General features: G+C 69.0%; 16 protein-coding genes. 12 read left to right on the top strand and 4 right to left on the bottom strand.

The features are described from left to right. Positions 1-28 precede the first annotated feature (28 nt). Positions 29-1,306 (bottom strand): CehA/McbA family metallohydrolase, encoded by a 1,278-nt coding sequence (locus ABZ794_RS02595; protein WP_357513859.1) that lies wholly within the window; start codon positions 1,304-1,306, stop codon positions 29-31. A 196-nt stretch (positions 1,307-1,502) separates the two neighbouring features. Between ABZ794_RS02595 and ABZ794_RS02590 the strand changes: the two genes are divergently transcribed. Together ABZ794_RS02590 and ABZ794_RS02585 are read left to right on the top strand one after the other, a co-directional pair. After that, entirely contained in the window at positions 1,503-2,843 is a 1,341-nt protein-coding gene (locus ABZ794_RS02590) for a glycosyl hydrolase family 18 protein (protein ID WP_357513857.1), read from the top strand. 138 nt (positions 2,844-2,981) lie between these two features. Continuing rightward, a complete protein-coding gene (locus ABZ794_RS02585; protein WP_357513855.1) occupies positions 2,982-4,193 on the top strand; it encodes an esterase-like activity of phytase family protein in 1,212 nt (403 codons plus the stop codon). A 73-nt stretch (positions 4,194-4,266) separates the two neighbouring features. Here ABZ794_RS02585 and ABZ794_RS02580 read toward each other — a convergent pair whose 3' ends face one another. Next, positions 4,267-4,536, bottom strand: coding sequence for a hypothetical protein (locus ABZ794_RS02580; RefSeq protein ID WP_210780492.1), 270 nt, complete (start codon positions 4,534-4,536; stop codon positions 4,267-4,269). Between the two features lie 36 nt (positions 4,537-4,572). On the opposite strand from ABZ794_RS02580, the gene ABZ794_RS02575 reads away from it, so the two are divergent. Together ABZ794_RS02575 and ABZ794_RS02570 are read left to right on the top strand one after the other, a co-directional pair. Further along, positions 4,573-5,106 carry a GNAT family N-acetyltransferase gene (locus ABZ794_RS02575; protein WP_238689791.1) on the top strand — a complete coding sequence of 178 codons (534 nt, stop codon included), beginning with the start codon at positions 4,573-4,575 and terminating at the stop codon, positions 5,104-5,106. A 304-nt stretch (positions 5,107-5,410) separates the two neighbouring features. Further along, complete coding sequence (locus tag ABZ794_RS02570; RefSeq protein WP_357513852.1) at positions 5,411-6,538, top strand: hypothetical protein; 1,128 nt, start codon at positions 5,411-5,413, stop codon at positions 6,536-6,538. A gap of 23 nt (positions 6,539-6,561) precedes the next feature. Here the strand turns inward: ABZ794_RS02570 and ABZ794_RS02565 are convergent, their stop codons facing one another. Beyond that, entirely contained in the window at positions 6,562-7,572 is a 1,011-nt protein-coding gene (locus tag ABZ794_RS02565) for a mechanosensitive ion channel domain-containing protein (RefSeq protein ID WP_210780494.1), read from the bottom strand. 194 nt (positions 7,573-7,766) lie between these two features. Here ABZ794_RS02565 and ABZ794_RS02560 point away from each other — a divergent pair, with 194 nt between their 5' ends. The 6 genes from ABZ794_RS02560 (at position 7,767) to ABZ794_RS02535 (ending at position 19,383) form a co-directional block, all read left to right on the top strand. Further along, positions 7,767-10,721, top strand: a complete 2,955-nt coding sequence (locus ABZ794_RS02560) for an AAA family ATPase (protein ID WP_357513849.1) — start codon at positions 7,767-7,769, stop codon at positions 10,719-10,721. Positions 10,722-10,801: 80 nt separating this feature from the next. Then, positions 10,802-10,963, top strand: a complete 162-nt coding sequence (locus tag ABZ794_RS02555) for a hypothetical protein (protein WP_238689794.1) — start codon at positions 10,802-10,804, stop codon at positions 10,961-10,963. A gap of 14 nt (positions 10,964-10,977) precedes the next feature. Next, a complete protein-coding gene (locus tag ABZ794_RS02550; RefSeq protein WP_357513848.1) occupies positions 10,978-17,166 on the top strand; it encodes a S8 family serine peptidase in 6,189 nt (2,062 codons plus the stop codon). 316 nt (positions 17,167-17,482) lie between these two features. Further along, positions 17,483-18,079, top strand: a complete 597-nt coding sequence (locus tag ABZ794_RS02545; protein WP_210780498.1) for a sulfite oxidase-like oxidoreductase — start codon at positions 17,483-17,485, stop codon at positions 18,077-18,079. Further along, entirely contained in the window at positions 18,049-18,789 is a 741-nt protein-coding gene (locus tag ABZ794_RS02540) for an FAD-binding oxidoreductase (RefSeq protein WP_238689796.1), read from the top strand. Before ABZ794_RS02545 ends, ABZ794_RS02540 begins: the two co-directional genes overlap by 31 nt. A gap of 186 nt (positions 18,790-18,975) precedes the next feature. Then, complete coding sequence (locus tag ABZ794_RS02535) at positions 18,976-19,383, top strand: GNAT family N-acetyltransferase (protein WP_357513845.1); 408 nt, start codon at positions 18,976-18,978, stop codon at positions 19,381-19,383. A gap of 34 nt (positions 19,384-19,417) precedes the next feature. On the opposite strand, the gene ABZ794_RS02530 is transcribed toward ABZ794_RS02535, so the two are convergent. Continuing rightward, on the bottom strand, positions 19,418-20,335 hold the full coding sequence (locus ABZ794_RS02530) for an NADP-dependent oxidoreductase (RefSeq protein WP_357513843.1): 918 nt from the start codon (positions 20,333-20,335) through the stop codon (positions 19,418-19,420). A gap of 482 nt (positions 20,336-20,817) precedes the next feature. On the opposite strand from ABZ794_RS02530, the gene msrB reads away from it, so the two are divergent. Both msrB and msrA read left to right on the top strand, forming a co-directional pair. After that, entirely contained in the window at positions 20,818-21,309 is a 492-nt protein-coding gene (msrB, locus tag ABZ794_RS02525; protein ID WP_210780501.1) for a peptide-methionine (R)-S-oxide reductase MsrB, read from the top strand. After that, entirely contained in the window at positions 21,306-21,812 is a 507-nt protein-coding gene (gene msrA, locus ABZ794_RS02520) for a peptide-methionine (S)-S-oxide reductase MsrA (protein ID WP_210780502.1), read from the top strand. Before msrB ends, msrA begins: the two co-directional genes overlap by 4 nt. The last annotated feature ends 90 nt before the right edge of the window (positions 21,813-21,902 follow it).

The following is a 21,902-nucleotide window of genomic DNA, read 5'->3' as shown; positions in this document are numbered from 1 at the left end:
GGCAGTGCCGGGACCGGCACCTCGACGGTCAGGGTCGGAGCCACCAGGGGCTGGTATAGGCCACGCCGAAGTCGTTACACGGGTGGCCGGCGGGGCCGGGGGTGCCGTTGGGCAGCGACGGGTCGGAGATCCGGAGCACCACCCAGTCGCCGTCGGTGACGTCGAGCGGCACTGTGAAGTCGGTGACCTGACCGTTGACGGTGTCGATGACGTCGACGACGGTCGGCGCCGAGGTGCCGGGACGGAGGACCTGGATCCGCAGGGGCTTGCCGTCCCAGGCCGAGCCGCGGTCCAGGTCCAGCAGGAACCGGACGTCGCCGGAGGCCACGTTCAGCACGCCACCCATGCGTACGCCGTTGGCGGTGGCGTCCACCCGTAGGCCCGAGACGCGCGTGGCGAAGGAACGGCGGGCGGCCATCGCCTCGAACACCGCCGCGCGGGTGTTCTCGGCGACCCACAGGCCGCTTCGGCCCTTGCCCTCGTGGAAGCCCCACGTGGTGCCGTGCTCGTCGGTGACACCGGTCAGAGCCGGGCGCCAACCGGCGTTCAGGCAGGCCACCAGCGGTGATGTCGCACCCGACGACCAGCCCTCGAAGAGGAAGTCGTCGGTCCGGTTGAACATCTCCAGCCCCACGAGCTGATCGCGGGCCGAGGCGTTGAAGGAGAAGTTGTTGAACCGGCCCGCCTCCCGACCGGGGTGGTTGAAGCTCGCCAGACCCCCGGGCCGGCCGGTGAGCCAGTTGTACAGGCTGCCGGGGCTGCCGGCCCGCAACAGGTCGGCGAAGTCGGAGGTGTTCCAGACGTTGATGTGCCCCTGCAACGGATGCGACCACTCGAACCCGCGGATCGCTGTGAACTGGCCCGGGTCGTTGGCCGCGTTGGCCAGGTCACCGGTGGTCCGCCACTCTGACGAGCTGAGCCCGTCGATGGCGAAGAGGGTGGCGTGATCGGTCAGCGCGGCGACGTCCAGACCGGCCTCGCGCATCGAGGCGAACGCGGCCTCGGCGCTGCCGTCACCGTCCGACATGACCGTGTGGTTGTGCATGTCGGTGTGGACCAGCATCGTGCCCTGGGTGATGAGGGACGACCGGCCGGCACCGACCGCCGCGGTCGGGGCGCCGGCCATCGTCGTGTTGGCCGCCCGGGCGGCGGTCGGTAGCGCGGCCAGCATTAGCGTTCCGCCGGCACCGGCCAGCAGCGCCCGGCGGCCGAGGCCGGCGGGGATGTCAACCTGGCCGTACGGCACGTCGTCGTCGGATCCGTGGTCGTGATGGCAGTGGTGTGGGTGATGTCCAGTCATAGTCATATACATGTTGGTGGATCTGGCCGCGACGTCACGACTGTTCGTCGGTCAGACGAACAGTGCGGTACGTGGAGTGAGCGGATCGGGTGCGGGCCGCTCCCCCACCGACTTCCCGGTATCTGTAAACAACCCTTGATATTAACTGTCACGAACGTCAATATGTGGAGGTCGCGGGTCGTCGAAGCCTGGGGAGTGAGCCATGAGAAGCCGTCGAATATTCGCAGTGGTAGCCGGGGCGGCGATGACCGTCACGGCCGCCGTCGCCTTCGTCCCCAGCAGCATGGCGGCCGTGCCCTCGGCCAACGCCGTCCCGATGGTCGCCTGCACCGCCCCCACCTGGGCCGAGGGCCCCACCTACCAGGCGGGCGCCCAGGTCACCTACGGCGGCCGGCTCTACCAGGCGCTGGTCACCCACACCGCGCACCCCGGCGCCGGGTGGAACCCCGCCGCCACTCCGTCGCTCTGGCGTGACCTCGGCGCGTGCTCGGGGACGACGCCACCGCCCACCACGCCACCACCCACGACCCCGCCGCCCACCACGCCACCACCGACCACACCTCCCCCCACCACACCGCCGCCAACCGGTGGGACCTGTGCGGTGAAGTCGCGGCCCGCCGGCAAGGTGCTGCAGGGCTACTGGGAGAACTGGGACGGAGCCTCCAACGGCGTACACCCCGGCCTCGGCTGGATCCCGATCACCGACAGCCGGCTCAACCAGCACGGCTACAACGTGATCAACGCGGCGTTCCCGGTGATCCGCTCGGACGGCACGGTCCTCTGGGAGAACGGCATGGACGTCGGCGTGAAGGTGGCCACCCCGGCCGAGATGTGCCAGGCCAAAGCGGCCGGCGCCACGATCCTGATGTCGATCGGTGGGGCCGCCGCGGGCATCGACCTGAGCTCCACGGCGGTCGCCGACCGGTTCATCGCGACGATAGTGCCGATCCTGACTGCCTACCACTTCGACGGCATCGACATCGACATCGAGACCGGCCTGACCGGCAGCGGCAACATCAACACTCTGTCCACGTCGCAGGCCAACCTGATCCGGATCATCGACGGCGTGCTGGCCCGGATGCCGTCGAACTTCGGCCTGACCATGGCACCGGAGACCGCTTACGTCACCGGCGGCAGCGTGGTTTACGGCTCGATCTGGGGCTCGTACCTGCCGATCATCAAGAAGTACGTGGACAACGGCCGGCTCTGGTGGCTGAACATGCAGTACTACAACGGCAGCATGTACGGCTGCGCCGGCGACTCGTACCCGGCGGGCACCGTGCAGGGCTTCACGGTGCAGACGCAGTGCCTGAACAACGGGCTCACCATTCAGGGCACCACCATCCGGGTGCCGTACGACAAGCAGGTCCCGGGCCTGCCGGCGCAGACCGGGGCGGGCGGCGGCTACATGTCGACGTCGTTGGTCACCCAGGCCTGGAACTCCGTGCCCGGCCTGAAGGGCCTGATGACCTGGTCGGCGAACTGGGACGGGTCGAAGGGCTGGACCTTCGGCGACAACGTGAAGCGCCTGCAGGGCCGCTGACAGGGTGACGAACAGGGACGAGAAGTGACAGCACGGTTTGAGCGTGCATTCCCCTGTGGTCAGTTTGAATTCACCGCGTCGCTCTACGGTGCCAGCGGACCGAGAACGCCCTGCTCGTACCTGGAGAGATGAGGATTGATGGCAGTAAGCAAGCGGGTGGGCCTGACTGCTGCGGTGGTCGCCCTGACCCTGACGCTGCCGGGTGGCGCGACCGCAGCCGCGGCCGAGCGGAACACGTGGGACGAGGCCGAGTTGTTGAAGTTCGCCGCGCTGCCAGCAGCAACCTTCGTTCCCGGTAGCGAACCGTCCGGCTCGTCACTCGGCAGCGCCCCCATCAACGGGATCACCCCGCCGTTCGCCGACCAACCGATCCAGGGGTTCAGCGGCGTCCTGCGCAACACCGACGGCACCTTCGACGTGTTGTCCGACAACGGCTTCGGCAACAAGGCCAACAGTGCCGACTTCGTGCTGCGTGTGCAGCGGGTCGCGCCTAACTTCGGCAGCGGCGCCGTGGACGTGCTCGGTGGCATCAACCTGACCGACCCGTATGGCAAGGTGCCATTCCCGCTCACTCGTGCCGACCGCGTGCTCACCGGAGCCGACTTCGATGTCGAGTCGATTACCCGGACGCCGGACGGCACGTACTGGCTCGGTGACGAGTTCGGTCCGTACCTGCTGCACTTCGACCGGGCGGGCCGCTTGCTACAGGCGCCGGTGCCGCTGCCCGGGGTGTTCGCCCCCGAGAACCCGGGCCGCGGTGCGACCCCGGCCAACCTCGCCAGCAGTAAGGGCTTCGAGGGCATGGCCCAGTCGCCGGACGGTCGCACGCTCTACCCGCTGCTCGAGGGCACGACCACTGGCGATCCGGCCGGCACCCTCCGGCTCAACGAGTTCGACACCAGAACCAACACCTACACCGGTCGGCGCTGGACCTACGCGCTCGACTCTCCTGCTCACGCGATCGGTGACGCCATCATGGTCGATCGCGACCGCTTCCTGATCATCGAGCGGGACAACGGCCAGGGAGAGACGGCAAAGGTCAAGAAGATCTATCTCGCCGACAAGCGCGACCGGAACCGCGACGGACTGCTCGACAAGACGCTGGTCGCCGACCTGATGGCAGTCGCCAACCCTCGGCACGTCGGCGGGTTCGGTGACCCGTTCACGTTCCCGTTCCAGACGATCGAGGACGTGGTGATCCTCGACGACCGCACGCTCGCCGTCCTGAACGACAACAACTTCCCGTCGTCGGCGGGCCGGACGGCCGGCCAGGCGGACAACAACGAGTTCATCGTGATCAAACTCGACCGCCATCTGGACGCGGACAAGCGCGTCCTGCGTCGCTACTGACTCGACGCCAGGGGTGGGCAGACCGACCGTCTGTCCACCCCGTCCCGGGCGGCCGCTACCCCTGACGCGCCGGTCATCCCTCAGCAGTGGGTCGGCTGTGCACCACCAACTCGTCGATCTCCAACCGGCCGACGCGCAACTCCCGCACGACCGCCCGGCGGACCGCCAACCGCCCGATGACCAACGCCCCGACGGCCACGGCCCCGACGGCCAGCGCACCCACGGCGAGGGCACCGAGCGACACCGCCCCCGCAGCCCGCGCGCCGGTAGCCGCCGCGCCCGTCGCCACAGCGCCGTTGGCGCGCGTTCCGGTCAACCGCATCAGGCTTACGTCTCGCTTCATCACCCCATTGTCCGCCTACCGCTGGCCGCCGCGAAGGTGACCGGCCTCGAAGCCTTGGCCGCCGCGATGGCGGCGGTTGACAATCCACCCATGAACCCGAGCACGCTGACCATCACGTCGATCACCACCGGGGAGGAGGCCCAGGCCTTCCGGACGCTCAACGAGGAGTGGATTTCCCACTTGTTCGCCATCGAGGAATCGGACCGCAAGACCCTGAGCGACCCGTTCGCGGCCATCGTCGACCCGGGCGGGGACGTGCTGATCGTCCGTGACGAAGCGAAGATCGTCGGCTGTGTCGCCTTGGTCCGCAGCTCGGACGACGTCTTCGAACTGTCGAAGATGGCAGTGACCCCGGCGGTCCGTGGCAAGGGCATCGGCCGGCAGCTGATTCAGGCGGCGATCGATCGGGCCCGCACGCTCGGCGCGACCACCCTGTTCCTGGGTAGCAGCACCAAGCTCCCGAACGCGGTACGGCTCTACGAGTCCGCCGGCTTCAAGCACGTCAGCCCGGAACAGATTCCACTGGCGCCGTACGCCCGCGCCAACGTATTCATGCAGATGGCGCTCTGACCGAGGTCGTCCAGGACCACGTCAGGCCGCACCTGGCCGGTGCCCTCGGCCCGGCGCAGAAGGGTCAAGGGCACCTTCCACTGAATCCGCTGCACCGATCAGGGTGTTCTCTTAGGCTGCGTGGGCGGGGCGCCCGGTTCGACGAGTGCGTCGCGGTGGCGCTGTACGGGCTGGTCGGGGGTGCTCCTCTCGGCGGCCTGGCCGTACCGCTACCTCAGCCGGCACGGGTAGCTGCCGCGACGGCGCCTGAGGCCCGGTTTGTTCGCCGTCAGCGGCCGGGCCCGGCTACCGGTGAGGAGCACCGATGACGCAGAGTGAACAGGACCGCCCGGAGATCGTCGTCGGACTGGTGGCAACCCCGCCGGACCACCCGGCCCGGGTGGCCGCGCGGCTCACCACCGAACTGGCCAGCGGGCTGGCCGAGCGGGTGAACGCGGACGTGCGGTGGATCGTCCGGGAAGGCTGGGGCGAGGTGGCGCCCCGCCGCGACGGCGGCGTTGAGGCGCTACTCGATGATCTTGCCCGTCGGCGTGCCGAGGACCACTGGGACCTCGCCATCTGCCTGACCGATCTGCCGCTGCATGCCGAGCGGGTGCCGCTGGTGGCGCAGACCTCCGCTCGGCGTCGAGTCGCTGTGGTGTCCCTGCCCGCGCTGGGAATGCACCAACTGCGAGCGGCCCGCGCAGCCGTTCCGGATCTGGTGAGCCGGCTGCTGGCCGACGCAACCGACCAGCGGGTGCCGCCGGGCGGCTGGGCACCGGCCGAGATGGCAAGCCGGGTTCCCGCCGTACACCGGGTGGTCGGCGAGGCCGACGCCGGTGAGCGGCGCTACGTCGCCTCACGGCTCACCGGCCGGTTACGGCTGTTGATCGGCATGGTTCGAGCCAACCGTCCGGGGCGTGCCCTGCTGGGCCTGTCGAAGCTGCTGGTCGGCGCGTTCGGCACCGCCGCGTTCGCGCTCACCACGGACACCATCTGGCAGATCGGCGATGCGCTCGGCGGACTCCGGCTCGCCGTGATCATGCTGCTCGGGCTGACAGCGTTGGTGGCCTGGTTGATCGTCGCGCACGACCTGTGGGAGAAACCGAGCCGCGAGACGCCGACCGAGCTGGCACGGCTGTTCAACCTGGGTACGATCCTCACCCTCACTCTGGCCACGGTGCTGTCCTACGTGGTGTTGTTCGTGGGAACGGTGCTCGTCGCGGCGCTGCTGATCGACACCTCCGTGCTGGAACAGACCTTGCAGCGGCCAGTCGACTTCACCGACTATCTGACGCTCGCCTGGATCACCGGCTCGCTGGCCACCGTCGGCGGCGCGATCGGCTCCGGGCTGGAAAACGAGGAAACGGTACGGGCTGCCGCTTACGGCTATCATCCCCACCCCGATGGCTGGCGGGACGAGAAGAGCGGGCAGTCGCACAGCGGGAGGTAATCGGGCCGTCGGGCCCGCCCGACTCAAGGCTGATACTGGCCGCGGGTGCGGGGCAGCCACTGAGGATGGCGGTCGCGAAGATAGCGAACCAGTCCCTCGCGCAGGTCGCAGCGCAGGTCCCAGGCGCTGGCGCCGTCGGCGGCCGAGGCCTGCACCTGGATGACCGCTGTCTGGTGAGTGGAGTCGACCATCTGGAGCGCCCACTGGTCGCGATCCCACAGCGGTGAGGACTCGACCAACCGGCGCGCTTCCCGGCGTAGGTCGTCCAGGTCGGCGGTGTGGTCGACATGGATCTGGATCTTGCCGACTACCCGAGATTCGTTCCGGGTCCAGTTCTGAAACGGCCGCTCGGTGAAGTAGGTGGTCGGCAGGATGAGCATCCGCTCGTCCCAGAGCCGGATCACCACGTTGGTCAGCTTCACCTCCTCAACTCGGCCCCATTCGCCGTCCACCACCAGCACGTCGCCGACGTGCAGGCCGTCGGCAAAGGCGACCTGGACACCGGCGAACGCGTTGCCGAGCGCGGTACGGGCCGACAGGCCGATCAACGCGCCGACCACCCCCGCCGACGTCAACACGGAGACGCCGAAGAGGCGTACCGGCCGAAAGGTGATCAGGATCAGGCCGATCGCGACGATGGTGACCACGGCGACGGTGAGCCGCCGCACGGGGCGAATCTGCGTTCGGGCCCGCCGGACTCGCCGGCTGGCGACCGCGTCGCCCGGCAGTCGACTGAACGCGACCGCCTCGGCGACGTGCAACGCCTTGATCACTAACCATGCCCCGGACAGCACCAAGGCCACCAGGACGACGTGCCACAGATGACGCTGCCACCCGGCCGGACCCAACGGCAGCGCGTAGTACAGCGCCCCGACCAGCAGCAGCACCCCCGCCGGGCGGCGGCAGGCATGCCGCAGGGGCTCCAGCAGCCACTGGTAACGGCCGCGGGCTACCCGGCGGACGACCATGCCCGAGATCAGGTCCACGACCACCGCCGTCGCCAGCGCGGCCACTACGATCAACGCGGTACGCATCAGAGGCCGTTCACCGTAGTCCCGATGCCAGCTCTCCCCGGCTCACTGCCCAGTCCACGTGCTCAGGGTGCCACCCGGTCGAGTGGCAGGCGGCCAACATCGGCGAACAACCGCTGACCACACCCGCGTCAGTCGCCCGACGGTCGCCCACGGTGGTACTTGTGTCCGAGCAGCGAAAAGCGAGATCATCACGCATGCTCGACCCCTCGCCCGAGGACGACGGGACCTCACCGACCGTCTCCACTCCGCATTTCGTGGGTCGTGATCGGGAGATGGCGGCCCTTCGGGGCGCCTTGGCCCGGCCACCGGCGATCGTGCTGGTCGAGGGCGAGGCGGGGATCGGGAAGAGCCGACTGCTGCGAGAGTGGTTGGCCGCGCCGGATCAGCGCACTGCCTTGGTGTCGGTGTGCCCACCGCTTCGCGAGTCGCTGACGTTGGGGCCGATCGTCGACGCGTTCCGGGGGATCGACGGCCCGGTGTCGCGATTGCGGCTCACCGAGCTTGCGGGTGCGTTACGGCCCCTGTTCCCTGAGTGGTCCGCGGACCTGCCGCCCGCGTTGCAGCCGTTGGGCGATGCGAAGGCGGCACGGCATCGCCTGTTCCGCGCCCTGGAGGAGCTGCTGCGGGCTCTGGGTGTCGACGTCCTCGTGCTCGAGGACGCTCACTGGGCCGACGAGGTGACCCTGGAGTTCCTGCTGTTCGTCACCTCCCGGCAGCAGTCGAACGGGCCCAGTCTCGTGATCTCCTATCGGCCGGAGGAGGTGGACGACGGATCACTGTTGCTGCGGCTGACGTCCCGGTTGCCTGCTGGCGTGACCCAGCTGAGGATCGCCCTGGCGCCCATGCGCCCCGCGGACACGGCAGCGCTGGTGTCCTCGATGCTGGACGGCAACCCGATTTCCCAGGAGTTCACGACGTTCATGCACGAGCGGACCGGCGGCGTTCCGCTGGCCGTGGAGGAGTCGGTTCGCCTCATGTGCGACCGCGCCGACCTCGTGTTCCGCGACGGACAGTGGGTCCGGCTGAAGTTGCGCGAGCTTCAGGTGCCGCCAACGGTGCGCGACTCCACCCGGGAGCGGGTGGGCCGTCTGTCGCCGACGGCGCAGCAGGTGTTGCGGGCCGCGGCGACGTTGGCTGAGCGGTCGTCGGTGGAAACGATAGCGATGACCGCCGGTCTGTCACCAGGTGCGTGTCGAGGCGCTGTCGCGGAGGCGGCCGGCGCCGGTGTCCTGGACGGAGACGACCGCGGCCGGTGGCGATTCCGGCATGTGCTGGCCGCCACGGCTGTCTACGAAGCGATCCCGTTGACCGACCGCAGGCACTTCCACCTGCTGGCCGGCCGGGCCGTGGAGCACATCCATCCGCCGCCGGTGGCACGCCTCGCCCACCACTTCCGTGAGGCGGGCGAGACGCAGTCCTGGGCGCGGTACGCCGAGCAGAGTGCCGAGCTGGCCATGGCCTCGGGTGACCACACCAAGGCGGTCGAGCTGCTGGTCGATCTGTTGACGTGGGCCGTGCTGGCGCCGGTGGACCGGGCACGGGTCGCGCGCATCGCCGGAGTCGCCGCACTGGGCCGCCGTGAACCGGTCGACGAGGTCCACCACCGCGTGATCCGTACCTTGCGCTCGGTGCTGGAAACCCCCGGTCTCTCCGCCCGCCAGCAGGCCGAGATCCGCAACCCCCTGGGTCGGCTCCTGATCACCGGGGGTGAGGCGCAGGCCGCACTCAGCGAGCTGGAGCAGGCGGTGGCCAACCTCGACCACGACCCGGTCGAGGCGGCTCGGGCGATGACCTACCTTGGCTGGGCCTATGCGGGACCGTGGCCGGCGTCGACCCATCGGCGGTGGCTGGATCGCGCCGCTGAACTCACCGCCGGCTTCGATTCTCCCGCGGAGCGGCTGAACCTGGCCGGCAACCGCGCCGCGGCGTTGCTCATGCTCGGCGAGGAGGAGGCCTGGGACGTCGTCGCCGACCTGCCCGTCGACGGCGCGACGGCGGCGGAGCGTCTCGACGTGGCCCGGATCCACGCAAATGTCGGGACCGGCGCGCTGATCTGGGGTCGGTACGCCGACGCGGAGGAACACCTCGACGTGGCCATGCGCCTTGCCGAGGCCGAGCAGGCGTCCCGGTTGCACCATAACGTCGGACTCGAACAGGCCAACCTGGCGTGGCTGACCGGTCGGTGGGAGGGTCTCGCGGAGCGAAGCGCGGCACTCGCCGATGCCGACCGGGACCGGCCGGCGCACTACCTCGGCAGCATTCGCCTCGCTGCCCGGCTGGCCGCGGCAGCCGGGCGGCGGCGCGCGGCGGAGGAGCAGTTCCGGCTGGTCCTCGAGGAGTCTGCCCGTCTCGGCGCAGCCGACGACACGATGGAGGCCGCCGCCGCGTTGGCCAGACTGTGGCTGACGGACGGAAACAGCGGCCGGGCGCTGCAGATCACCAACGAGCCGATGGACACCGTCCGGAGGAAGGGCATCTGGGTCTGGGCGGCGGACCTCGTTCCCGCCCGGATCGAGGCGCACCTCGCCGCAGGGGATCTGCAGGCCGCGACCCGTCTGGGCGACCAGTTCGCCAGAGGGCTGCGTGGCCGTACGGCGCCTGCGCCTCGCGCCGCGCTCACCGTATGCCGTGCCCTGCTGCTCACCGCGGCCGGAGACCACGCCCGCGCGGCGACGGCACACGGTCGGGCGGCGCGCGCCTGGAGCGCGTTGCCGCGCCCGTACGACGCCATGCTCGCCCGCGAGCGTCAAGCCGAGGCGCTCATCGCGCAAGGCCAGATCGAGCAGGGCCGAGAGCTGCTGGCGGCACAGTACGAGCAGCTGTTCAGGCTCGGGGCCCGCGGCGATGCGGACCGGGTCGCACAGCGGCTTCGCGAACAGGGCGCCGACGTCCCTCGACTGTGGCGCGGCGGCCGGCGCGGGTACGGCGACCAGCTCTCACCCCGCGAGCTCGACGTGGTCCAACTGGTTGTCGCCGGCAAGACGAACCGGGAGATCAGCCGGATCCTGGCCAAGTCGCCAGCCACAGTGGATCAGCAGCTGCGTGCCGCGATGCGCAAGTTGAAAGTGAGCTCGCGGACCGCGCTCGCGGTCAAGGCAGTGGAGGCCGGAGTTTTCGCGGAAGAGGACTCCTTGCACGACGCGTCGTGAAAATTGACGTATCCGCTGGATAGCGACGGTCACTCGTCCCGCCGAGCATGACTCCATGATTCATAGCCGTTGGGCGATGCATGCCTGAGCGACCTGTCGTGGGTGACGACGCCGCCATCGAGCGCCCGCCACCACCCGAGCTGCCCCACGAGCCGCGCGTCAGCGCTCCCGACGCCCGTGACGTTGACGGTGGCGACGGTGCCGACGACCACAAGAACCACGACCCCTACCAACCCCTGTAGGTCGAAGGATTCTCATGAGACTCAAAGCCCTCGCGGCAACGCTTGCCGCAGCGGTCGGTCTGAGCATGGTCCAGGCTCCACCGGCGTCTGCCGCTGAACCGGATCCCACCGCCGCCGTCAACAAGATCGCCGCGAACCTGAAGGATCGCTTCCGCACGTCTCCGGCTTCCGACTTCTGGATCAGGTTCGAGACCACTGCCGACCTCGGTCCGGCGAAGAAGCTCAGCGACTGGACCGCTCGTGGTCAGTTCGTCTACGACGCGCTGACCGCAGCGACGAAGGACTCCCTGGCATCCGTCTCCACCGACCTCGACCGGGCGGGCGTCAAGTACACCTCCTACCCGATCGCCAACGCCGTGCTCGTCAAGGGAGGCACCGAGAAGCTCGCCCTCGACGTGGCCTCCAAGGTGCAGGTCGCCGAGATCCACGCGACGCCACAGGTCGCGCTGGTCGAGCCCGTGGACGAGAAGATCCCCACTGACCAGGCTGCCCGCCCGACCGCCCCGAAGGCCGGCGCCGAGGCGGGCACCGTGTCGTGGGGTCTGGACGCCATCCACGCCCCGCAGGCGTGGGCCATGGGCGCCACCGGTGCGGGTATCACAGTGTCCAACCTCGACTCGGGTGTCCAGTTCGACCACCCCGCCCTGGTGCACCAGTACCGCGGCACGAAGCCCGACGGCACCGTCGACCACAACTACAACTGGATGGGCGCCCGGGGCACGTGCACTGGCGCACCGTGCGACGACAACGGACACGGCACGCACACCATGGGCACCATGGTCGGCGACGACGGCACCAACCACGTCGGCGTCGCCCCGGACGCGCAGTGGATTGCGACGAACGGCTGCTGCGACAGCAGCGGCGTCGAGTCGCTGCTGCGGTCCGGCTGGTGGCTGCTCGCCCCGACCGACGTCCAGGGGAACAACCCCGACCCGTCCAAGCGCCCCCACGTCGTCAACAACTCGTGGGGCCAGACCGTCGAGCACAGCTTCGACGACTTCTTCCGGGCCATCGACGAGGCCTGGAGCGCCGCGGGCATCTTCAGCGTCTGGTCATCGGGCAACACCACGCCGTACGCGGCCTGCGACACCGTCTCCTCACCCGGCTCCGCCGAGAGCGCCTACTCCGTCGGCGCCTACCGGCCGGACGGCACGCTCTCGTTGTTCTCCCGCAAGGGTGAGGGTCAGGGTGGCCGGATCAAGCCCGAGATCTCCGCTCCGGGCGACGGCGTCCGTTCGTCCTACCCGGGCAACAGCTACGTCGAGATGTCCGGCACCTCGATGGCGGCACCCCACGTCGCCGGCGCGGTCGCGGCGCTGTGGAGTTACGACCCGACCCTCATCGGGCAGGTCGAGACAACCCGCCGGCTGCTCGGCGAGTCGGCCGTCGACGTCGACGACACCGAGTGCGGCGGCACCGCCGCGGTCAACAACAAGTACGGCGAGGGACGGCTCGACCTCGTCCGCCTGGTCGAGCTCGCGCCCCGACAGGGCGGCACCCTCACCGGTGTCGTCACCGCCAACGGCACCCCGGTCCCCGCTGCCGAGGTGACGATCAGCGGGCCGTTCAGCCGGTCGATCGGTACCGACAAGGACGGCCGGTTCACGACGAACCTCCCGGTCGGCGACTACCAGCTCAGCACCAAGGTTTTCGGCTACCTGACCGCGACCGCCAGCGTCACGATCACCCTCGGCCAGGACACCTCCGTCACGCTGCCACTCACGGCCGCCGGGCGGCACGACATCAGCGGCACTGTCGTCGATGACAAGAAGCGGCCCGTCCCGAACGCCGACGTCTCCGTCACGGGCACGCCGCTGAAGCCGGTACGCACGGACGCCAACGGCGCGTTCACGATCGGCGCTGTCCCCGAGGGCGGGTACACGCTGAACGTCAAGCCCAACGCCTGCTTCTCCCCCACCACAGTGCCGCTGACCGTCGGCGCGCAGAACGAGTCGCGGGAGATCCCCGTGGGGCTCGTCGTCGACGAGGGCGGCTACAGCTGCGCCCTCTCCGACGGCGAGTACCTGCGCGGCACCGATCCGATCGCGTTCGGCAGTGGCGTGTGGGCGACGGTGCAACTGCCGTTCCCGATCGCGCTCTACAACGGCAGCCACGACAGCCTCGGCGTCGGCCTGCGCGGTGTGATCGCCCCGGACGGCGCCACCGGACCCGGCTATGGCGGGGCGGGCATCTTCCCGTTCTACGTCGAGACCCCCGTCGAGTTCGCGCCCGGTGGAGGCGTCTTCACGGCAGCGACCAAGGTCAACGGTGAGGACGCGTTCGTCGTCGAGTACCGCAACGCCAAGCTCTGGGCCTATCCGGACCGGACGGAGTACACGGAGCCGGTCAACTTCTCGGCCACGCTCACCCGCTCCGGCACGGTGATCTTCGGGTACGGCGACGGCGTCGGGTCCGACGACCCGGTGACCGCCGGCGCGCACGCCGTCACCGGCATTCAGGGCTGGGCGGGCGTCGACGGCATCAGGTTCTCCGACCACGCCCCGGTGCTGCGCGACGGGATGGTCGTCACCTACGACCTGCCTGACTTCGGGTACCTCGACGCGACAGTCGTCGACCAGAACGACGGGCTGCCGGTGGCCGGGGCCAAGGTCTCGTTCACGAACAAGTTGGGGCTCGTCGAGACCGTCACGACCAACGGGACGGGCATCGTGCATCGCCAGCTTCCGGTCGGCGACTACACCATGACCGTCGACGCGCCGAACTACCTGACCGTGGCGTACCCCTTCTCGCTCGACAAGCTCTACGCGAAGGCGAAGATCGACGCGCGGCTGACCACTGGTGTCGCCGGCCTGAAGGCCGACGGCCTCGACGCGCTGTTGGGTGCCGACCAGAACGGCGCGGGCACGCTGACGCTGACCAACAACGGTTCCGCCCCGCTCACGTACGACCTGGGCGAGGTCGCGCGCCACCCCGACCTCGACGCCGCCGGCGTCACCGCGCGCACCGGGAAGGGCACAGCCAGCACGATCGACCTCGCCGCCTGGAAGGCCGGTGCGAGCGGCATGAAGCCGTCGAACGTCGACGGCAAGGCGGCGACGGCGCGTGCCGCGGAAGCGCAGGCGGCCGGCAAGGTCGGCGCGACCTCCGGCGGAGACGTGATCACCCGGATCGCCATCCCGGGCACGATCGCGGAGAAGGAGCCCACCGGCATCGGGTACGACGGCGACGTCTGGGTCCACGACTACAACAAGCGGACCAACACCGCCTGGACGGTGACGGGCAAGCCGACCGGGAAGGTCTTCGACGCGTCGTGGAACCCCGCGTACCGGGCGTTCGACATGGCCCTGGACACCAAGACCGGTGACATGTGCCAGATGGAGGACAGCCCGGCCAGCTACATCCACTGCTTCAACCGGGACACCGGCAAGGAGACGAGGCAGATCAAGGGTGACTGGTCCACGCTGCCACTGACCGGTCTCGCCTACAACCCGACCGCTGACGTGTTCTACGTCGGCGGCCGGGCGAACGGCATGATCGGCACCGTCGCCGGCACGTCGCACGACAACCCGGGTGCGCTGCTGTCCTTCTGCGCCCCGCCGCTGCCCGAGGTGATGGGCCTGGCCTACAACCAGGCGTCCGACACCATCTGGTACACCGACCTCACCTCGAACCGGCCCACCCGCCTGCTGCAGGTCGACCCCGACGACTGCTCCCTGGTGAACGCGTGGTGGTTCCCGGGCCAGAAGGCGGGCCAGGGCGGCGGCCTCGAAACCGACGCGACCGGTGCGCTGTGGGCGGCGGACCAGCTCGCCGACGACGTCGTGCTTGTCGACGTCGAGGACGATCTGCTCACCGACCTGCCGTGGCTGTCGCTCTCCTCGACCGGCGGCACCCTCGCCCCTGGTCAGTCGACGACAGTCAAGGTCTCGATCTCCTCGAAGGACGCCAAGCCCGGGGTCCTCGGCGCGAACATCGTGGTGAGGTCCGACTCCGGACGCCAGTCCAAGACCTACGTCCCGGTGACGCTCACGACCACGAAGTACCAGGTCGGCGTCAACGCCGGCGGCGCAAAGTTCACCGACGGTTCCGGCTACACCTGGCTCGCCGACCAGGCCGCCGGTAAGAAGGCGTGGGGCTACGAGGGGAAGACCAAGGTCACCGCCACGAAGGCCGGAATCGAAGGCACGACTGACGACGCCCTGTTCCAGTCGCAGCGCACCACGCCGGACAAGCAGTTGTTCTACCGCTTCCCCGACGCGCCCACTGGCACCTACGCGATCGACTTCGGGTTCGCCGAGATCGAGAACGTGGCCAAGGGCAAGCGGGTGTTCGACGTCCTCGTGGACGGAACACTGACGGAGTACGCGTACGACCCGGCCTCAGTCGTGGGGCCGAACGTCGCCGACTGGCGCACCGCCGTCGTGAAGCACGAGGGCGGTCCGCTGTCGGTGGAGCTACGGGGCTCGAAGGGCCTGAAGGCCCCGACCATCGCCGCGTTGCGGGTGACGCTCGACCCGCGCGCGGACGAGGCGGAGCCGGAGCCTCAGCCCGAGGAGCCGGAGCCGGGCCCCGTGCCGGTGGCCCCCGCCGGTCGCTCGTACTCCATGAAGGTGACCGACGGGCTCTACCGCCAGGGCACGCAGGAGTCCGGGTGGCACGGCGACGACCTCTGCGGCCCTCTGTGGTTCGACTCCAGCTTCCTGGCTCCGTTCTACGACACGGCCTGGGACGGGGTGTGCGTGACGACGAACGGCACGCTGACCTTCGACCGCGCCAGCACGCTGGGCAACAACACGGCACTGCCGTCGTCGTACCCGATCGACGCGATCTATCCGCTCTGGGACGACCTCATCGTCGACGACGAGGCGGGCATCTACTTCGGCACGAGCGAGGTGGACGGGCTGGCTGCGCAGGTCGTCGAGTGGCGCAACATCGCCTTCTACAGCGACCGGACCGCTCGCGTGAGCTTCTCGGTCACCCTGATCGCGGACGGACGGATCCAGATCGGGTACGGCGACGGCGTCGGCGGCGACAACCCTCTCACCAAGGGCTCGTCGGCAACGGTCGGCGTGGAGAGCCTGACGCGTAACCCCGCGAGCCAATACTCCTTCAACCAGCCCATCCTGAAGGCAGGCCTGGGGCTGGAGTACACCCTCCCGGCCGCCGGCACGATCGAGGGCACCGTCACCGACAAGAACGACGGCAAGCCGATCGAGGGCGCGATCATCACGCTCAAGGGGCCGGCCGGTGAACGGGTCATCACCGCCGACGCCAAGGGCCGCTGGAAGGCTCAGGCACTGGTCGGCGAGAACACCGTGCAGGTCGAGGCACCGAACTACGCCACCGCCAGCCACCCCGTGACCATCGCCAAGAAGGACCAGGCCGAGACGGTCGACACGGCGTTGACCACGGGCATCGCCACCGTCACCGCAGGTGACTTCGACTGGCTCCTCGACCGGGACCAGAAGGCGACGGCTGACCTGACAGTGACCAACACCGGCTCCGCCCCGCTCGAGGTGCGGATCAGCGAGCAGAAGCGCACCAGCGACGGTGGGCACGAGGCCGCCGATCTTCCGTGGCTGACCCTCACGGGCGCGGCAGCAACCGGCACCGTCACGCTCGCGGCCGGCACGTCCACCACTGTCACGGCGACCGCCGACAACGCCGGCGTCGAGCCCGGCGTACTCGTCGGGGACCTGCTCGTGGCATCGAACGCCGGCAAGGGCGAGGCTCAGCTCAAGCCGGTCCGTCTGGCGACCTCGGCCTACTGGAAGGGCGTCGACGTCGGCGGATCCGGGTACGTCGGTGCCGACGGCTTCTTCTGGTCGCCCGACCAGGGGCTCGGCTCGCGGCCGTGGGGTTACGTCGGCGGCAAGGCGCGTGCCACCACTGCCGACATCGCCGGCACCGAGGACGACGCGCTGTTCCGCACCCAGCGGACCGGGCGGACGTTCAGCTACGTGTTCAAGAACGCCCCCGCCGGGACGTACCGGATCGGCCTCGACTTCGCGGAGATCGAGAAGGTCAAGGCCGGCAAGCGTGCCTTCGATGTGCTGGCCGACGGCAAGGTCGTGCTCTACGACCACGACGTGCGGGCGAAGGTGGGTGCGCTGAGCGCGGACATGAACATTGTCACCGTCGAGCACGCCGGTGGCGATCTGAAGATCGAGCTTCGCCGGGAGAAGGGCGAGAGCGACCCGATCCTCAACGCCCTGAAGGTCCAGCAGGACCCGCGCCTCTGAGCTAGCCGACCTATCCGCAACAGTGGTCAGAGCCTCCACGGAAAGGATTGCCGTGGAGGCTCTGACCACGACTGCCCCAGGTTGCTGGGCGAGGCTTCTCACCGACGGCCGAGATTGTTTGGACCGTCAAGTCCGTATCACAGAGGCATCCGCCGAACGACCACGCACCGCCGCGACCGCCACGAATGCTGAGGCTTACGCCACCGAAAGCCAGCGAGGTTTGCCGACAGTCACCACATCAGCGTAACCTGGACGGTATGGTCCAGTTTACTGACGCCAGAGTGCGGCAATACGCCCACAACTCAGGGCGGGGCGCATGGCAGTGATCACCCGCGGTTTCGGGGGCCGCAGACGCGACGACGCCGATCTCCCACCCGGTCAGTACCGCACGGACGACTTCCCGGTACTGTCGGCGGGACCGACACCGCGCATCGACCTCGACGAGTGGGAGTTCGCCGTCGTCACCGAGACCGGTGAGCGGAGCACGTGGTCATGGGCGGAGTTCACCGCCCTTCCTGCCGACGAGCCGACCGTGGACATCCATTGCGTCACGCGCTGGTCGAAGTTCGGCACGAGCTGGCGAGGCGTCTCCGTGGACACGTTGCTGGCCGACGTCGAGACCACGGCCGAGTATGTGGTCGCCCACTCCTACGGCGGCTACACCACGAACATCCCGCTCGAGGGCCTTCTCGACGGTCAAGCCTGGGTGGCGTACGAGTTTGACGGGGAGCCGCTGGCTCCTGTGCACGGCGGGCCAGCTCGCCTCCTCGTTCCTCACCTGTACTTCTGGAAAAGCGCGAAATGGCTGCGCGCTCTGGAACTGCGTCTCGACGACGAGCCCGGGTTCTGGGAGACGGCCGGCTACCACAACGACGGTGACCCGTGGCGCGAGCAGCGGTACCTGGAGGACTGACCTGGCAGCCGGCGACCGTCGCCGCCACCCGCGCGGAGACTGCGACGGCGCGGACCCTGGTCCTCGACGTCGACGGCTGGACAGGTCACGTGCCGGGCCAGCACGTCGACGTCCGGTTGACGGCTCCCGACGGCTACATGGCGCACCGTAGCTACTCGATCTCGTCCGCCCCGGGGCCCGACCGGCTCGAGGTGACCGTCCAGGCGGTGATCGACGGCGAGGTCTCGCCGCACCTCGTCGAGGTTGCGGAGCCGGGTGACCACCTCGAGATCCGTGGGCCGCTCGGCGGCTGGTTCGTACGCCGACCCGCCGACCCGCGCCCGGCGTTGCTGATCGGCGGTGGATCCGGCGTGGCGCCCCTGATGTCGATGGTGCGTGCGGCGACGACTCCCACCAGGCTCCTCTACTCGACCCGATCCCCGTCGGATGCCCTGTTCACGGCGGATCTTGCGACTGCACAAGCCACCGGCGATACTCCTGTCGCCGTCACCCACGTCTATACCAGGGTCGCGCCCCCCGGCTGGCCGGCCCCACCTCGACGACTGGACGCGGACATCCTTGCCCGCGTCGCCTGGCCCCGCGATGCCGGCGTTGTCGCGTTCGTCTGCGGGCCCACCGGATTCGTCGAAACCGTGGCCGACCTTCTCGTCGACATCGGCTACGACCCCTCGAACATCCGCACCGAACGTTTCGGACCCACCGGAGGATGACAGTGCCGACCACAAACGTCGAAGCTGACGATCCCCCTGGGTGGACGGTCATGCGCCTGGTGCGCACGGCTGATCGGGCCCTGGCCGACCTGCGTGGGTCGCTCGTCGTCAGCATTCCGGTGCCGGTTACCTGAACGTCGAGGAATCCGCACAATCGGAGCGAAATGATATTCAGGAGGAACATTGGTGAACAACACCGGAAGCATGATCACCTTGGCCAGCGCCGGGCAGGACTCGGGTGGCTCGAGCCTGTCGGTAGCCACCCCGCCCGGCGCGGACGACTTCGTCATCACCAACAACAGCGCGAGCGGCATCTACGAGGCCGCGATAGGGGGCCGGACAGCGGCAGGGCTGGTCTACAGCACGGTCGGAGGCCGCGTCATCCTGTCGGCGACATCCGTGTTCCCCGAGTTCCGGGGGAAGGGAGTAGCGAGCAGGCTCATCGGCGGCGTTCTCGACGAGCTGCGCAGGCAAGGGAAGACCGCTACCGTGACGTGCCCGTTCGCGGCAGCATTCGTCAGTGCTCATCCGGAGTATGCCAACGTGCTGGACCCGGCATCCCCTCGGTCGCACCCAACCGAGCGGGGGCAGTGAACACGCGTCGTCGGGGCCGACTTCCCCCGAATCCTCACGAGCGAGCGCTGATGATCGTCTTTCCGGTGATCCGCTCGGTCGGGTTGAGAGCGGCGACGGCGTCGTCGAGGCCCGCGACGTTGCCGATGTTCGTCCGCAGTCGCCCGTCCCGTACCCGTTGGACGATTTCACCCAGTTGGCCGCGATCAGACGTCACGACGAAATCAATCGTCAGGGCGTCCGCGGGCCGCACCTCGGGCGGCCCGACAACGGAGACCAGTGTTCCTCCGGCTCGAATCAGGCCTGCCGACCGCTTCCCGATGTCACCGCCGATGACGTCGAAAACCAGATCGACTCCGCCGACGTCTTCCAGGGCCTCGTTGCCGAGGTCGACGAACTCGTGTGCGCCGAAGTCGAGCGCTCTTTGACGGTCGGCAGCGCGCCCGGTGCCGATGACGTAGGCGCCGAACTCCCGTGCGAGTTGCGTCACCATCGAACCGACTGCCCCGGCCGCGCCGTGCACGAGGACGCTCTGCCCCGCCCGAAGGCGGCCGTGCTCGAACAGCCCCTGCCAGGCGGTCAGACCAGAGATCGGCAGGCTCGCGCCCACCGTGAAGTCGACGTCGCCGGGCAGCGGTGCGAGGTTGCGCGCCTCGACGGCCACATACTCCGCCAGGGTGCCGTCGCGGGTCCAGTCCGTGAGGCCGAAGACCCGCTGTCCCACCGACAGTCCGGTCGTGCCATACCCGAGTGCACTTACCACTCCGGCCAGCTCGTGCCCGGGTATCGACGGCGTCCGGTCACGGCCGAGGCGATCGGTCCAGGTCGAGGGCCATTCCATCTCGGTCGGGACGAAACCCGACGCATGAACCTGGACAACGACGTCGTTAATGGCCGGTGCCGGCTCAGGCCGCTCCACCAGCGTCATCCCGGCCGTTCCCGCAGCCTCGTCCGTCACCACGATCGCCTTCATCAGATACCTCCTTGCATCCAGTCCTCGCCGCACTGCCACGAGGAGCACAACTCCGTTCCCAGCATTGGCGGCGCCAAGCCTCGACGCCGTGCCACACCACGCTGACCGGCAGGGGCTGCGGCGCGAGGATGTCGCCGAGTGGCGGGGACGTCTGCCGAACTCAAAGCCGGCGGGCAGGTCGGGCAGCGCATCGCTACCGGAGGCATCCCGTCGGACATCCCGAACCTAGTTGCGGCAAAACTGGTCTGTCAAGTCCACTATTGAGACAGGCGGTCACTGCTGAGGTTAGGACAAATACCAGTTCAGCGCCGGTAACGAGGCGATCGCACGCAGCGGTTACAGATCTCATACCGAACTTTTGAGTCCAGTCTTGGCAGCGGCTGCGGGAATATGGCCGACCCGGAGATTGTCTGTACTTGCGTGTCCAGGTGCGCTCCGCCTGGCTCCGCAGCTTTGCGTCGCAAGGCCATGAAGGGAGAGCTGTGCACCAGCACACCCAGTACCGCAAGAACCCGGAGGCCGTTTCGCGGCTCAACCCGGAGCAGTACCGCGTGACCCAGCAGGACGGCACCGAGCGACCGTTCGCCAACGCCTACTGGGACAACCATGATCCCGGCATCTACGTCGACGTCGTGTCCGGCGAGCCGCTGTTCGCATCTGTCGACAAGTACGACAGCAACTCCGGCTGGCCGAGCTTCACCAGGCCGATCGCCAAGACGAACGTCGTCGAGCGCGAAGACGCCAGCCACGGAATGATCCGGACTGAGGCCCGCTCGTTGCACGGGAACAGCCACCTCGGCCACGTCTTCAACGACGGTCCCCCCGAGAAGGGCGGACTGCGCTACTGCATCAACTCGGCGTCGCTGCGGTTCATCCACCTCGACGACCTGCAGGACGCAGGGTACGGCGAATACCGCACCCTGTTCACGAGTGGCACGAACACCAGCACGATGACAGGCAAGGAGACGATGTGAACACCGAAAAGGCGATTCTGGCCGGCGGCTGCTTCTGGGGCATGGAGGAGTTGTTCCGCCGCCAGCCCGGCGTGGTGTCCACGCGCGTCGGGTACAGCGGCGGCGACGTCCCGAACGCCACCTACCGCAACCACGGCACCCACGCGGAGTCCATCGAGGTCGTCTACGACACCGACAAGACCGACTTCCGCGCGCTGCTCGAGTTCTTCTTCCAGGTCCACGACCCGTCGACGAAGAACCGCCAGGGTAACGACATCGGCCTGAGCTACCGCTCGGCGATCTTCTACACCGGCGACGAGCAGAAGCGGGTCGCCGAGGACACCATCGCCGATGTCGACGCCTCGGGCCTGTGGCCTGGCAAGGTCGTCACCGAGGTCACCGCGGCGGGCGACTTCTGGGAAGCCGAGCCTGAGCACCAGAACTACCTGCAGACCTACCCCAACGGATACACCTGCCACTTCCCCCGCCCCGGGTGGAAGCTGCCGAAGCGGGCGACGGCCTGACACCTCCGGCGGGGGGGGCCCCGGGCGCGCGGCCGGGCCGGGCGCGGGGGGGGGGGCCGGGCGGGCTTGTCGGCCTTCGACCCGGGGTTG

Origin of the sequence: Micromonospora sp. NPDC047187, from assembly GCF_040643355.1 — a bacterium.
In the GTDB taxonomy this organism is placed as follows: domain Bacteria; phylum Actinomycetota; class Actinomycetes; order Mycobacteriales; family Micromonosporaceae; genus Micromonospora; species Micromonospora salmantinae.
The sequence above is the reverse complement of the archived record's forward strand: the minus strand, read 5'-3'. Positions and strand labels throughout refer to the sequence as shown.